This is a genomic window from Marinobacter sp. JSM 1782161 (assembly GCF_011421605.1).
GTDB classification, from domain to species: domain Bacteria; phylum Pseudomonadota; class Gammaproteobacteria; order Pseudomonadales; family Oleiphilaceae; genus Marinobacter_A; species Marinobacter_A bohaiensis.
The window spans coordinates 920,386-934,730 of sequence record NZ_WSSA01000002.1; the positions used below are offsets into that span (position 1 = coordinate 920,386).

Annotated in this window: 14 protein-coding genes and 3 tRNA genes; 3 read left to right on the top strand and 14 right to left on the bottom strand. The window is 60.5% G+C overall.

Annotated features, from left to right (window positions below; genetic code table 11):
• The first annotated feature begins 69 nt into the window (after window positions 1-69).
• Entirely contained in the window at window positions 70-999 is a 930-nt protein-coding gene (locus GQB00_RS03995) for a DMT family transporter (RefSeq protein ID WP_165856520.1), read from the top strand.
• Between the two features lie 143 nt (window positions 1,000-1,142).
• Here GQB00_RS03995 and GQB00_RS04000 read toward each other — a convergent pair.
• The 6 genes from GQB00_RS04000 to dapA form a co-directional block, all read right to left on the bottom strand.
• A tRNA-Val gene (locus tag GQB00_RS04000) sits at window positions 1,143-1,219 on the bottom strand.
• 90 nt (window positions 1,220-1,309) lie between these two features.
• A complete protein-coding gene (locus GQB00_RS04005; RefSeq protein WP_165855309.1) occupies window positions 1,310-2,317 on the bottom strand; it encodes an NAD-dependent epimerase in 1,008 nt (335 codons plus the stop codon).
• A 198-nt stretch (window positions 2,318-2,515) separates the two neighbouring features.
• Complete coding sequence (locus tag GQB00_RS04010) at window positions 2,516-3,250, bottom strand: TIGR04219 family outer membrane beta-barrel protein (protein WP_165855310.1); 735 nt, start codon at window positions 3,248-3,250, stop codon at window positions 2,516-2,518.
• A 52-nt stretch (window positions 3,251-3,302) separates the two neighbouring features.
• On the bottom strand, window positions 3,303-4,016 hold the full coding sequence (gene purC / locus GQB00_RS04015; RefSeq protein WP_111495945.1) for a phosphoribosylaminoimidazolesuccinocarboxamide synthase: 714 nt from the start codon (window positions 4,014-4,016) through the stop codon (window positions 3,303-3,305).
• Window positions 4,017-4,184: 168 nt separating this feature from the next.
• Window positions 4,185-5,240 (bottom strand): outer membrane protein assembly factor BamC, encoded by a 1,056-nt coding sequence (bamC, locus tag GQB00_RS04020; protein WP_111495944.1) that lies wholly within the window; start codon window positions 5,238-5,240, stop codon window positions 4,185-4,187.
• A gap of 53 nt (window positions 5,241-5,293) precedes the next feature.
• Window positions 5,294-6,169, bottom strand: a complete 876-nt coding sequence (dapA, locus tag GQB00_RS04025; RefSeq protein ID WP_111495943.1) for a 4-hydroxy-tetrahydrodipicolinate synthase — start codon at window positions 6,167-6,169, stop codon at window positions 5,294-5,296.
• 130 nt (window positions 6,170-6,299) lie between these two features.
• Between dapA and GQB00_RS04030 the strand changes: the two genes are divergently transcribed.
• Window positions 6,300-6,770, top strand: a complete 471-nt coding sequence (locus GQB00_RS04030) for a peroxiredoxin (protein ID WP_111495942.1) — start codon at window positions 6,300-6,302, stop codon at window positions 6,768-6,770.
• Window positions 6,771-6,831: 61 nt separating this feature from the next.
• Here the strand turns inward: GQB00_RS04030 and GQB00_RS04035 are convergent, their stop codons facing one another.
• Window positions 6,832-7,917, bottom strand: coding sequence for an AI-2E family transporter (locus GQB00_RS04035; RefSeq protein ID WP_111495941.1), 1,086 nt, complete (start codon window positions 7,915-7,917; stop codon window positions 6,832-6,834).
• 12 nt (window positions 7,918-7,929) lie between these two features.
• Window positions 7,930-8,163: a sulfurtransferase TusA family protein gene (locus GQB00_RS04040; RefSeq protein ID WP_111496822.1), complete on the bottom strand. Its 234-nt coding sequence runs from the start codon at window positions 8,161-8,163 to the stop codon at window positions 7,930-7,932.
• 102 nt (window positions 8,164-8,265) lie between these two features.
• Here GQB00_RS04040 and GQB00_RS04045 point away from each other — a divergent pair, with 102 nt between their 5' ends.
• The gene (locus GQB00_RS04045; RefSeq protein ID WP_165855311.1) at window positions 8,266-9,756 is read left to right on the top strand and encodes a M48 family metalloprotease; all 1,491 of its coding nucleotides are present in this window, start codon (window positions 8,266-8,268) and stop codon (window positions 9,754-9,756) included.
• A 47-nt stretch (window positions 9,757-9,803) separates the two neighbouring features.
• Here the strand turns inward: GQB00_RS04045 and nadA are convergent, their stop codons facing one another.
• The 6 genes from nadA to tolB form a co-directional block, all read right to left on the bottom strand.
• Window positions 9,804-10,865, bottom strand: coding sequence for a quinolinate synthase NadA (gene nadA, locus GQB00_RS04050; RefSeq protein WP_111495939.1), 1,062 nt, complete (start codon window positions 10,863-10,865; stop codon window positions 9,804-9,806).
• Between the two features lie 358 nt (window positions 10,866-11,223).
• Window positions 11,224-11,299 (bottom strand) — tRNA-Lys (locus tag GQB00_RS04055).
• Window positions 11,300-11,353: 54 nt separating this feature from the next.
• Window positions 11,354-11,429, bottom strand: a tRNA-Lys gene (locus tag GQB00_RS04060).
• 143 nt (window positions 11,430-11,572) lie between these two features.
• Window positions 11,573-12,322, bottom strand: a complete 750-nt coding sequence (gene ybgF, locus GQB00_RS04065) for a tol-pal system protein YbgF (RefSeq protein ID WP_111495938.1) — start codon at window positions 12,320-12,322, stop codon at window positions 11,573-11,575.
• Between the two features lie 29 nt (window positions 12,323-12,351).
• Window positions 12,352-12,933 (bottom strand): peptidoglycan-associated lipoprotein Pal, encoded by a 582-nt coding sequence (gene pal / locus GQB00_RS04070; RefSeq protein ID WP_204355750.1) that lies wholly within the window; start codon window positions 12,931-12,933, stop codon window positions 12,352-12,354.
• Window positions 12,934-13,001: 68 nt separating this feature from the next.
• Window positions 13,002-14,294 (bottom strand): Tol-Pal system beta propeller repeat protein TolB, encoded by a 1,293-nt coding sequence (tolB, locus tag GQB00_RS04075; protein WP_165855312.1) that lies wholly within the window; start codon window positions 14,292-14,294, stop codon window positions 13,002-13,004.
• Between the last annotated feature and the right edge of the window lie 51 nt (window positions 14,295-14,345).

Sequence of the window (14,345 nt, forward strand, 5' to 3'; positions counted from 1 at the left end):
CGCTTCCTAACATTCTCATGATACACTGCGGCGCCTCTCAACCCGCTTTCGACCGTATCGAGAATGATGATTCCGCAATCCCGCAAAGCCGACCTGCTGATGGTCGTCGTCACCCTGCTGGCCGCCATCGGCTGGATGTTTTCCAAAGAAGCGGTGCAGCTGATGCCGCCGTTGCTGTTCATGTCCCTGCGTTTCTTCATCGCCGGCGCCATTCTGCTGGTCGCCGGCCAGGGACAGATCCGCCGGCTGGCGCCGGACCAACTGCGACGGGCCATCGGCGTGGGCCTGGTTTTCGGCTTTGCCATGAGCGCCTGGATCACCGGGCTGTTCCTGACCGACAACGTCGGCGAAGGGGCCTTCCTCACCAGCCTGGGCGTGGTTTTCGTGCCGATCATTGCCCGGGTAGTATTCCGCGAAATCCAGCCGCTATCCACCTGGGTGGCGTTGCCGGTAGCCATCGCCGGACTGGCGCTGCTGTCGCTGCGTAATGGCTTCAGACCCGAAGCGGGACAGGTGTTTTTCGTGCTGGCCGCATCGGTATTCGCGCTCTACTTCACCCTCAACACCCGCGCCGCCAACACTCGGGTGACCCGCGGCACCCGGGGCGAGGAGCAGCGCAAGGAACGGGTGCCGGCACTGGCACTCACCGCCATCGCCCTCACCACGGTGGGCTTTGTGACCCTTGCCCTCTCCGCGTTGCGCGAGCCCTGGGCCCCGACCTTCTCCGGTTTCCAGCCAATGCTCTGGGTCTGGGTCCTGGCCAGCGCCACCATCGGGACCGCCGGCCGCTTCTTCGTGCAGACCTACGCCCAGAGCCTGTCCGCCAACAGCCATGGCGTGGTGATCCTGGTACTGGAACCGGTGTGGGTCGCGATCTTCGCCGCGGCCTGGTTCGGCGAGACCATGTCCGCGGTGCAGCTGGGTGGCTGTTCGCTGATCTTTGCGGCGCTGCTGTTCAATCGGTGGGGAGCGGTAAAGAAGTTGTTGCTGCGGCGGTGACGCACTGCACCTCTCGCCGGATAACGGTTTGGGGGCTGCATCGCGGCCCCTTCACAACGACGGTCGTGCCTGCGCTTTCCGAAACACAACGAAAAAAGGCAGTGGCTACATCGCTGTAACTCACTGCCTTTATTCGGGAATCTTGGTAGGACCAGGCAGATTCGAACTGCCGACCTCTACCATGTCAAGGTAGCGCTCTAACCAACTGAGCTATGGTCCTGTGCTTCAACGGGGACGAACTATACTGATCCGATTCGGGGCGGTCAACCGCTTTTTTCCCTGGATATGAAAAAAGTGACGGCCCGGCTCGTCACACCTGATAGAAGTCCCGATACCAGTCTACAAAACGGGCAATCCCCTCTTCCACCGAAGTCGACGGACGATAACCCACGTCGTCGATCAGGGCGTCCACGTCGGCGTAGGTGGCCGGTACGTCCCCGGGTTGCATGGGCAGCAGGTTTTTCTCGGCCTTACGACCGATCCGCTCCTCGATGATCTCGATAAAACGGCTCAGCTCCACCGGGTTGTTGCTGCCGATATTGTACAGACGATACGGCGCATTGCTGGTGCCCGGATCGGGGGTTTCTCCACTCCACTCGGCATTCGGTTCCGCCACATTGTCCAGCGTGCGCACCACACCTTCGACGATGTCGTCGATGTAGGTGAAATCGCGTTTGTGGTGACCGTGGTTGAACACGTCGATCGGCTCTCCCGCCAGTATTTTGCGGGTAAAGATGAACAGTGCCATATCCGGCCGGCCCCAGGGGCCATAGACGGTGAAGAAGCGCAGCCCGGTGGTCGGCAGACGATAGAGGTGGCTGTAGGTGTGCGCCATCAGCTCGTTGGCTTTCTTGGACGCCGCGTAAAGGCTGAGCGGGTGGTCGACGTTGTCGTGCACCGAGAACGGCATGGTCTCGTTGGCGCCGTATACGGAGCTGCTGGAGGCGTAGACCAGGTGCTTGACGTCATTGTGACGACAGCCCTCGAGGATGTTCATGAACCCCACCAGGTTGGCATCGACGTAGGCGTGTGGATTTTCCAGCGAGTAGCGCACGCCGGCCTGGGCGGCCAGGTGAACCACCCGCTCCGGCTGATGTTCCCGGAATACGGCGTCCATCGCCTCTCGATCGGCGACGTCCTTGCGAATCTCGGTGAAGCCCGGTTCCGGGGTCAGTCGGGCCAGGCGCGCCTCTTTCAGGCTGACGTCGTAGTAATCGTTGACGTTATCGACCCCAATGACTTCGTCGCCGCGCTCCAACAGACGATGAGCCAGATGGGACCCGATAAATCCCGCCGTTCCGGTAACCAGAATCTTCAAGGCAATCTCCCTATATGCGTTTGGAAATCAAGGATGTGTCGGTGCGCGTGGACAGGACCGCCCGGCGATCCCGGCCCTGCGAGCGCTGAGCGTTTTCGCGACGCTCTTTCGATAGAAGCCTATTCTATCGTCGGACATAAAAAAAGAGCGCCAGATGGCGCTCTTGTAATGTCTCGCTCGAATAAGGCGAACGATCGATCAGAAGTCGAGGCCGGCGCTGATGAAGGGTCCGCCGATTTCGACGTCCAGGGCATCGTCGCCGTCTTCGTAGTCGATGCTGTACTCACGGTAACCCGCCCGCAAACGCAGGACGGACAAATCGTACTGGCCATAGGCCGAGCCATCGAGGATGGAGTCGCCGCCGTAGGCGATGCCGCTGCCTTCCACACCGACGGACAAGCCGGTCAGCGGCAGGTCGAACCGCGCCGCGGCATAGAGCATCGGGATCACGGCGTCCACCTCGGTTTCGCTGACATTGGCTGTATTGGTGGTATCGCGAACGGTGAGCTTACCGTCCAGGTTACGCACCGTCAGACCGCCATCCAGGTTCACCCAGTTGTCGAGCAGCTCGTAGTAGAGCGTCAGATCCACCTGGTCCAGATCCAGTTCAGACCGAACCTCGCTACCAACGATAATACCGTTGTAGTTGGTGGACAGCCGCCCACGACCACTCTGCTCAATCGAGGTGTAGTTCAGGCGTACGTTCGGCAGCAGCGGCACCGGGTGCTCCAGGATGGCCGTCAGGTTGACGTTGTCGTCGCTGTCCAGATTCAGGTCGTCGTCCACATCGACCGTGTCGTTGCCCTGACTGGCGGTACCGGTCAGGTCGGAATCCCAGTAACTGACGTTCGCGCCCAGGCCCACCACATCGGCCAGGGCGGCGGAGCTGAAGCAGGTCATACCGCCGAGTAGTGCAAAAGTAAACTTACGCATGTCTTACCCTTTATTGTCCTGTTTCTTGTCCATGGTTGGGGCGGAATCAGGCTCAGTCGAACTGGATGCCCAGTCGCCCACCGACTTCTTCGTAGGTTTCGATGACATCGCCCAGCCCCTGGCGGAACCGGTCCTTGTCCATTTTCTTGCGCGTTTCCTTGTCCCAGATCCGGCAACCGTCCGGGCTGAACTCATCGCCCAGCACGATCTGTCCGTCGGCCCGACCAAACTCGAGCTTGTAGTCCACCAGCAGCATGCCGGCGTCGTCGAACAGCTTCTTCAGGACGTCGTTAACCTTGTAGGTCAGCGCCTTCATTTCCGCCAGGTCGTCCGCAGCCGCCCAGCCGAAGGTTTCGGCCAGGGACTCGTTGATCATCGGGTCGTGCATCTCGTCGTTCTTGAGGAACAGCTCGAAGGTCGGCGGCTGCAGCTCCTGACCCTCTTCAACGCCCAGACGGCGGCACAGACTACCGGCGGAATAATTACGCACGACGCACTCCACCGGGATCATGTCCAGCTTCTTGACCAGCGATTCCACCGGAGACAGCAGCTTCTCGAAATGCGTCGGGATGCCGGCCGCTTCCAGCTTCTCCATAATGAAGGCGTTGAAGCGGTTGTTGACCATACCCTTGCGGGCCAGTTGCTCTTTCTTCTCGCCATCGAACGCGGAGGTATCGTCGCGAAAGAGCAGTACGAAGCGATCGGGATCGTCGGTGGTGTAAACCGATTTGGCTTTACCTGAATAGAGCGCTTCGCGCTTTTCCATCTTGCTTCTCCGGTATGCTCGACGGCCAAGCGGGCCGTCTCAAACTGTGAATAATCTGGCCTGGCCCCGCGGCCCCAACGGTAAGGAGGCTCCGCGGGTCGAAAACGGCACCGGCCTGTCAGCAACGGTGCCTGATCAGTGCAGCGTCTTAGTCAGTACAGCACGTCATCAGTAAAGATGCTCGAACAGCGTCGACAGCAGCTGCGGGGAACGGTTGTCACCCTCGTAATCCGGCGCGGCGCGGGTTCTGAGATTGACGACGCCATCCTCTTCGCGAATGCTCACGAGGTAGGTGTACTCCGGTTTCGCCGGATCCGCAAACCAGTCGAACCAGCCTGGCTCCCGCTCTTCATCAGTGCGGAAGTCGACATAGAACTGACCGGCGCTGCGGTCGATATCGACAATGGGAATGTCGGCCTCGGACAGGGCCCGGTTCACTTCCGACCAGGCCCGGTCGACGCTCAGCTCCATCTCCACGCGCGGATCGTTGCTCTGCCCGGCCACCATCTTGACCTTGGGTTTGTTGGGGATGTTCAGCGCGGCACGGGAGTAGGACTTGGTGTCTTCACGCTGTTTGAGGAAATCGCCGAGATCCGCCAGCAACGTCTTCTCACGTTCCGCCACCGAGGTTTCCGAAGGCCATTGCATGAGACCGTCGGGCCGCTGATCCACTTCGCGCAGGCGGAACTGGATTTCGGTGGTCTTGCGGCGCACACCCGGTGAGATGCGCGACTGGACGATCGTCAGGTCGTCGCTGCCCTCTCCGGTGATACTCAGCAGCGCCCGCGCCTGTTGGCTGTAGTCCGCCACATCGGACTGCAGCAGGCCGATCTGGGGGTTCTCGCGGTACACGCCCAGGCCTCGCTCGGTCAGGTAGGACGACACCATGGGCCAGACGCGGCCGGGCACCTCGTTGACCAGCAGCCAGATCTGGCCGTTGAGCTCTTCGATGACGTAGTTTTCATCGAGGATCTCGGCGGTCATGTCCGGTGGATTGGGCACATCGAAGGAGCCTGTCAGGACGGTATCACCGGCCTGGGCCTCGGGAACGGGGTACGCGGGCTGGATGCGCCCGCTGTTCTGCCAGTCGGGCACTTTGACCGACTTGCCGGCAGGCGCATCACGGTATTCTTCAGAGCGGTCCTTGATCAGGCTGCAGCCCGAGACCAGGCCCAGCATCAAAGCGCCCGCCAGCAGGCGGGCACGTCCGGGTTCTGCAAACATCAAACGACTCCGGGACGGCCATTCGACGACCGCCCCCCTCTGTTTGGTTGGGTTCAAAGGACGCCTGCGCTTGTCAGCGCCTCCTCGACTTCCCCATGGAATTTGGGGTCAAGCGGCGTCAGCGGCAGGCGAATGCCTTCATCGATCATGCCCATACGATACAGGGCCCATTTGACGGGGATCGGATTGGCCTCCAAGAAAAGCTTGCGATGCAGCGGCATCAGCTTCTCGTTGATGGACTCGACCTTTTCCCGGTCGCCGGCAATGGCCGCCTCGCACAGATCCGCCATGCCGCGGGGAGCGACGTTGGCCGTCACGGAGATGTTACCCTTGCCGCCACACAGCATCAGATCCGCGGCGGTGGCGTCATCGCCGGAGTAAACGACCATACGACCTTCGATCCGACGCACAAGTTCCTCGCCCCGCGGAATATTGCCGGTGGCGTCCTTGATGCCGATGATGTTGGGAATATCCGCCAGGCGCTCAACCGTCTCATTCATCATGTCGCAGGCGGTACGCCCCGGCACGTTATAGAGGATCTGGTCGACCGGAACGGCTTCAGCGATGGTGCGGAAGTGGCGATACAGGCCTTCCTGGGTAGGCTTGTTGTAGTACGGCACCACCAGCAGGCAGGCATCGGCGCCCAGCTTGTGGGCTTCGGTGGTCAACTCGATGGCCTCGCGCGTCGAGTTGCCACCTGTGCCGGCAATCACCGGAATACGACCATTTACACGCTTGATAATGTGCCCGATAACACGACAATGCTCATCGGGATCGAGAGTGGACGATTCACCGGTAGTGCCGACGGCGACAATGCCGTGGGTTCCGTTCTCCAGGTGGAAATCAACCACGCGATCCAACTGTTCCCAATGGACTTCGCCATCGGGGTGCATGGGGGTGACCAGGGCGACGAGGCTACCAGTGATCATAATGACTCCGTTCGCGTAAAACGGTAATGGTAATTGCGGCTGACAACCGAAACAACCATTCTGTATGACCGCTTTACCGACTTTTGGTCGAATAGGCTTGGGAGCCTCTGAAAAAGAGAAAGGAGATGAAATGAGCAGCGTAGAATTGAACCAGCCAGTGCCGGATTTCAAGGCGTTGGCCACCGGCGACCAGGAAATCAGCCTGTCGGACTTCCGTGGCAAGAAGAATGTCGTGATCTACTTCTACCCCAAGGACAGCACGCCGGGCTGCACCACCGAGGGCCAGGATTTTCGCGACCGTCACGATGACTTTGCCGCCGCCGACACTGTGATCCTGGGCGTCTCCCGGGACGGCATCAAATCCCACGAAAATTTCAAGGCCAAGCAGTCGTTCCCGTTCGAGCTGCTGTCCGACAAGGACGAGGCGGTCTGCCAGCTGTTCGATGTGATCAAGCTCAAGAAAATGTACGGCCGGGAAAGCCTGGGCGTCGAGCGCAGCACCTTCCTGATCGACAAGGAAGGCGTGCTGCGTCAGGAATGGCGCAAGGTGAAGGTCAAGGACCACGTGGATGAGGTTCTGGACGCCGCCAAGGCGCTGTAACCCCGAACAGCCGCCCCGGCGGTAAACGGACGACCGGCCTGCATAGCCGGTCGTTCAGGCCTCAGGCGGCGTTCTTGTCCTGATCCTGGGGTGGCAGCGAATAGTGCACCGGCCAGGCCGCAAAGACCGCCTTGAGCATGGTCGCCAGCGGAATCGCGAAGAACACGCCCCACAGGCCCCAGATCCCGCCAAAGAACAGCACCGCAATGATGATCACCACCGGGTGCAGGTTGTTCACCTCCGAGAACAGCAACGGCACCAGCACATTGCCGTCGATCGCCTGAATCACGCCGTAAATCACCATCAGCCAGATGAAATCGCTGCTCCAGCCGAAGGCAAACAGGCCGATCATGGCCACCGGTACGGTGACCACCGCCGCGCCGATGTAGGGAATCACCACCGACAGCCCGACCAGAAGCGACAGCAGTGCCGCGTATGGCAAACCAAGCAGCCGGAAGGCGATGAAGGTCACGCCACCCACGATGACGATTTCCACCGCCTTGCCCCGCACATAGTTGGCACACTGCTCGTTCACTTCGTGCCAGATGCGACGCATCATCGGACGCTGCTGAGGCAGCGTGGAGGCAATGGCGTTGATCAGCAGGTCGCGGTCCTTCAGGAAGAAGAACACCAGGATCGGCAACAGCACCAGGTAGATCAACAACGCCATCACGTCGGGAATGCTGGCCAGCGAGAAGGACACCAGCCACTGGGTGAAGTTCGCCACTTCGCTGGTCACCTGCTGGTACAGGCTGTTGATCGAATCCATCGAGATCAGGTGCGGGTATTCCTGGGGCAGCAGCTCCAGGTAGGTCTGCATTTCCCGGAAAATCCGCGGGGCTTCACCGGCCAGGGACGTCAGCTGGATCCAGATCAGCGGCAGCATGCCCAGCAGGAAACCCACCAGGACACCCAGGAACAGCAGATAGACCACAAGCACCGCCGCCATGGTGGGCACACCCCGATCCGTCAGCTTGGTGACCAACCCCTGCAGGATGAAGGCAATGATGACGGAGGCGATGACGGGAGCGAGGATATTGCCCAGCCAGATGACACCGAGGGTGCCGATTACCAGCAGCAGAAACAGGATGACGGCTTCATCATCCGAGAAATATTTGTGGGCAAGCCCCCTGAGAATTTTGACCATTAACGACTCCGTCTACTGCGATTGGCCACAGCGTATCAGAAAACGAAAGACCCCCTCGTTTTCCTCTGATTTTTCCAGCGCATGTGACGTCAATTTCAGGAAAGACGGGATATCCCGGGCCGATCCAGGGTCTGTAGAGATGACTTCGAGCCGGTCGCCCGGCTGCATGGCATTGAGCTGGAGCTTGGTCTTGAGCAGCGGCATCGGGCACCGAAGCCCGCTGGTATCAAGTAAATGATCTGTCATGGTTTCAATGTCTTGTAAATCTGTCATGATCCACGCTGTTCGGGATGGGTTACACTGCAAGTGTCCCGATCCCCAAGCATTCGGGAGTATATCAGGCCTGCCATGTTTCACACTGCAGTCAACCGTTTTCGACAGCCTCGTTGTATCCACCCTCGACTCAAGGGGCTGACCGCCGCCATCCTGCTCGGACTGGCCACCAGTGTGCCTGCGCACGCGGAAGACAACACCCTGCCCTCGTTGGGCGGCGTCGGCGGCGGGCTGATCTCGGAGCAGAAGGAAGCGGCCATCGGCGAACAGGTCCTGCGCTCACTGCGCCGCTCGACACGGCAAATCGGCGATCCGATCACCCTCGACTACCTGTCGAGCATCGTTTACCGACTGGTCCCCTACGCGCCCTTGCAGAACCGCGACCTGCGCATGGTGGTGATCGACAGCCCCGCGATCAATGCCTTTGCCGTGCCCGGTGGCGTCATCGGGGTCAACGGCGGCCTCTTTCTCAATGCCCGCACCGAACAGCAGTTCGCCGCGGTCATGGCCCACGAACTGGCCCACCTGGCTCAGCGTCACTATGCCCGCCAGCTCGAACAGCAGGAGAACATGACGCCGCTGACCATCGCCGGCATGCTGGCCGGGATCATCCTGTCCGCCGCCACCCAGTCGGACGTGGGCATTGCCACGGTCGCCGGCACCCAGGCCATGGCCGTGCAGAACATGCTCCAGTACAGCCGCTCCAACGAGCAGGAGGCCGACCGCGTGGGCCTCGACATCATGGAGGATGCCGGCCTTGATCCCCACGGTATGCCGGAAATGTTCGAGATCATGATGCGCCAGAGCCGCATCCAGGGGAATGCAATCCCCGAATACCTCTCGACTCACCCCCTGACCCGGAGTCGCATCTCCGATTCCCGCAACCGGGCCAATCAGTTCCCGGATCGCAACTACCAGGACTCCCTAGAATACCACCTGGTGCGGGCACGACTGCTGGTCCACTACGCGCAATCGCCGGAGAAAGCGGTCGAGATCTTCCAGACCTACCGCGACGGAAGCAGCGAGCTGCCGGACGCCGCCGTACAATATGGGCTCGCTGTCGCCTATCTCGGCGCCGGCGACACAAAGCAGGCTGAAACCATCCTGCGCACACTGCTGGAGGAACATCCGGGCCGCATCACCTTCCAGGTTACTCTGGCCGATACCATGATGCGTGCCGGCAAGCTGGATGACGCCATCACCCTGCTGCAGGACGCCCGGCAACGCAACCCGGGCAACTACCCCATCCTGTATCAGCTCGCGGCCGTTCAGTACCAGGCCGATCACGCCGCCGAGGCGGCGGAAATCTACCGGGAGCTGACCAAGCAGTATCCCGACAATGCCGGGCTGTGGCAGAAGCTGTCAGACGCGGAAGGACAGGCCCGGAATATTATCGGCGTGCATCGGGCACGGGCGGAATTCTACCTGTTGATGGGGGACCGCGAGGCAGCAGTGCGACAATTGCGTGAAGCCCGGGAGAAAGCATCCCCGGGTACGCCAACCCACGAAATCATCAGTCAGCGCCTGGCTCAGATATCGCGGAATCGTGACGAGTCGCCGCTGTAGCGGTTCGTGACGCTCAGCACCAAGCAAGCGGCCGCGCAAACGACCGATCAGGCGTTACCGGCCGCTTTCAGGTTCATCGATGCGGTAAAATCCAGCATTCGGCGCAACGGCCGCAGCGCTTCTTCACGCAGGCTTTCATCCACCTCAATCGCCTGATCCCCCCGGCGCAGAACCTGCAGCAGGTTCTCCAGGCCGTTCATCGCCATCCACGGGCAATGCGCGCAGCTGCGGCAGGTCGCGCCATTGCCGGCGGTGGGCGCTTCGATCAGGGTCTTGTTCGGCGCCAGTTGCTGCATCTTATAGAAAATGCCGTTATCCGTAGCCACCACGAAGCGCTCGTTGGGCATCGTCTGCACCGCGTGAATCAACTGTGACGTTGAGCCCACCACGTCGGCCATGTCCACCACGGCCTCGGGGGACTCCGGGTGCACCAGGATGGCGGCATCGGGATACAGTGCGCGCAGATCCTCCACCCCGCGGGCCTTGAACTCTTCGTGCACGATGCACGAGCCGTCCCAAAGCAGCATGTCCGCGCCGGTCGTGCGCTGCACGTAGTGCCCCAGATGCTTGTCCGGGGCCCACAGGATTTTCTCACCTCGGGAATCCAGGTGCTCGACGATGGCCTGGGCGCAGCTGGACGTGACCACCCAGTCCGCCCTCGCCTTCACCGCCGCCGACGTGTTGGCGTAGACCACTACGGTACGGTCGGGATGGGCGTCGCAGAAGGCGCTGAATTCCTCCGGCTGGCAACCCACATCCAGGGAACAGGTGGCTTCCAGGGTGGGCATCAGAACCGTTTTCTCGGGATTCAGGATCTTGGCGGTTTCACCCATGAACTTGACCCCGGCCACCACCACGGTCGAGGCCGGGTGCTGGTTGCCGAAGCGCGCCATTTCCAGGGAATCGGCGACACAGCCGCCCGTCTCTTCCGCCAGCCGCTGAATGTCGGCATCGGTGTAGTAATGGGCCACGAGCACGGCGTCACGCGCTTTCAGCTCGGCCTTGATCTCAGCTTCAAGACGCTGTTTTTCTTCCCCGCTCAGCTCGCGAGGCTCTGCCTCATGGGCGAGGTGTTCCTGGACCAGGATTCTGTCTTGGGCCTTTACCATGAATTCGCTTCTCTCATCCAAAACCGGGCCGGTCGAATGCCGACCTGGACCCGATGCACGCCTGTGTCGTCGTTGCCGGCTTCGGCTGGCCGGTGCACGACTGGATATGGGGGCAAAACGCCAGTATACCACCCCGGAACAGACATCGTTTCGTCACGATTCCATGATAAGGCAGTTGCCGGCCGCTTCACAGAGCCCGCCCGGCCCAGCGGGTTGCCGGGGTCCATTCCGGCAGGATCGGACAAGAAACTCGCCGATCCTGACAAGGATCCAGCCAGGGGATCACGCCCGGGACAAACAAACAAAAAAGGGGAGCCCGTGGGCTCCCCTTTTTCAGACGGTGCGTAACCGCCATATTTGGTGGGTCGTGATGGATTCGAACCATCGACCAATTGGTTAAAAGCCAACTGCTCTACCAACTGAGCTAACGACCCAAAACGGGTCGGGCAACTGCCCGGAAGCACCCTGTTCAGGCTGCTTCGATATAATGGTGGGTCGTGATGGATTCGAACCATCGACCAATTGGTTAAAAGCCAACTGCTCTACCAACTGAGCTAACGACCCAATCGAGGCGCATATAGTACGGATTTTTTTGGCCTTGGCAACCCCTGTTTCAGAGATTTTTTCGGCAATCCGTAAAATTTTCCTCAGTACAACAACAACCTGCTCAACCGCTGAACAAGCTGATCAATACTTGCGCAGCCTGATTATAACTTGGCCAGGTAATCACTCGCCAACTGGGCGGCGTTGGAATCCGGATACTTCGAGGAGACGGACTTGAGCGTTTGGCGCGCTTCAGCGTCGTCGCCCATCCGAGCCTCGGTCACGCCGAGTTTGTAGAGCGCATCCGGCGCCTTGCGATGATCCGCAAAACGGGTCGCGACGATCGAAAAGGCCTGCTTCGCCTGTTTGAGCTGCGGTTTGACGAGATACACCTCACCAAGCCAGTAATAGGCGTTGACCGTCAGATCGCCTTCCGGGTGATCGGAAATAAACGTGTAGAGGCGGTCAATGGCGGTGTCGTAGTCCTTGTCGTCCCGGATCAGCTTGACGATCTCGCTGTACTGCGCCTGTTCCTCCTCGCTGGGTTGGCGGTACTCCCGCGTTTCCTGGGCCGTGTCGGCTGCGGGCGCCTCCTGCTCGGGGGCGGGAGCCTCGGCCTGCTCCGCCTTCTGGCGGGACAGGTCGAGGATCCGCTGATCCAGATCGATGTAGCGCTCACGGGACTGGCGCGACAACTGTTCAAGCTTGTGCCGTTGCTCCTCCACCGATCCCTGCAGCTGCTGCACCTGGCGCTGCAACTGCTGGATCATGAAGTACAGTTCGGCTGTGGCCTGATTGCCGCCCGACTGGCTCTGGGCGGCGGAATCGGCGTTCTGGTAAGCGGGTACGGTTGACTGCGCCAGGGCGCTACCGCAAAGCGACAGCGCCGTGACGGCCATGAGCAATCGCCTCATGTGCCTTACACCTTATCGATCGGTTGAACTTACTGGTAGATCAGTTCCACACGACGGTTCTGGGCGTAAGCGCTTTCGTTGCTGCCCATGGCCGCCGGCTTCTCTTCGCCGTAGCTGACGGTTTCGATCTGATCACGGGATGCGCCGTTAACCACCAGGAAACGCTCGACGGATTTGGCACGACGCTCGCCCAGGGCCAGGTTGTATTCCTTGGTACCGCGCTCGTCGGCGTGGCCTTCCAGGCGTACATTGCGGTTCGGGTTGGACGCCAGGTACTGGGCGTGGGCGATCAGGACATCGCGGGACTCAGCCTTCAGCTCGGAAGTGTCAAAATCGAAGTAGAAGGTGGTGATCTTGCGCATCGCCGCCTGTTCCTGCTGGGCAGCACGCTCCTGCTGGGCCGCGCGCTCTTCGTCGGTCAGCGGTGTGGAGCTGACACCGTCGGAGCCTTCACCGCCATAGACTTCGCTGCCACCTTCCTGATCGACAGCGGAGACATCCGAGTCATAAGCACCTTCTTCCTGCGTGCCGCCGGTTGAGCTACAACCGGCCATAACACCCATGGCAACCAGCAATGCAAAAAGCTTGGAATAGGTACGAATCATTTTCATGTCCTTGATTTAGTTTGTATTAATGCCCGGGAAGCCGAAAAGCCGATCCGGGTTTCTGAAAGCCGACGTCAGTCGATAAAAGGCGACCAGGCCGGTTCGCGAACATCCCCGAAACGCGACGGCAACACGTAGTTTGAGCCGCCGTCGGCCGAGATGACCGCGAGGACACTTTTGCCCCCATCCTGGGTCGCGTAAATCAACAGACGTCCGTTGGGAGCCACACTCGGCGACTCGTCCAGCTTGGTCCGGGTCAGAATGGTCTCCTGACCGGTTTCGATATTCAACCGCGCGATATGGAAAAAGTTTTCGCGCTTATGAACATAGAAAATGTGCTCACCGTCCGGGCTGAACCGCGGACGTGCGTTGTAGCGGCTGCCAAACGTCAGTCGCTGCACGTCCCCGCCGTCGGCATCCATCAGATACGACTGGGGGCCACCCGAGCGATCCGAGGTAAAGACGAACTCATCCCCATCCGGCGCCCAGCTTGGCTCCGTGTCGATGGCCCAGTGGTTGGTCAGCCGCGTCAACTGACGGGTGGCCACGTTCATCCGGTAGATTTCGGCGTTACCGTCGCGGGACAGGGTCATCAGCAGGGACTTACCGTCCGGCGACCAGGACGGGGCCGAATTCAGTCCCGGGAACTGGGCAATGCGCGTGCGTTTGCCGCTGGCCAGTTCCTGGACATAGATGGCGGGACGCCCGGTCTCGAATGAGACGTAGGCCAGCTTCTTGCCATCCGGCGACCAGTCCGGCGACAGTATCGGCTCCTTCGACTTGAGGAAAACCCGGGAGCGCTTGCCATCCACATCGCTGATGTTAAGGCGATACGTGCGCTTGCCGCTCTCCATGTCCAGGGTCACATAAGCAATACGTGTGGAAAACACGCCCCGATTGCCGGTGATCGCCTTGTACACCTTGTCGCTGATGTGGTGGCCCAGGGTACGCAGGTTATCGGCGGACACGGTGGCGGTCTCGCCCAGAATCCGAGCTTCCCGATTCACGTCGAACAGTTCGAAGCGGGCCTGCACCTTGCTGCCGCCAGCGGCGGGCGACAGATTGCCAACCAGCAGGTACTTCTGCCCCAGCATGCGCCAGTCGCGATAGAAGACGTCCTCTCCGGAAGTGGGCAGACTCAGCATCCGGTTGGCCTCCAGCGGAGCAAACTCGCCGCTCATTGCCAGGTCGTCGCGCACGATCTCGCTGATATTCTCAGTGGGCTGCAAACCACCTTCGGTGCCGAAGGGAACGACGGCGACCGGGAGGGCGTTGTCCGCACCCTCGGTGATCCGGATCAAGAGTTCCGCCTGCGCCGGCAATGCCATTGCCGTCGCCAGCAGCAGGGTTACGATTACTCGCATCATTCTGGGCATCCTGTCTGTCTGAAATGCATCCTGGACATGGTCATGGGTTTA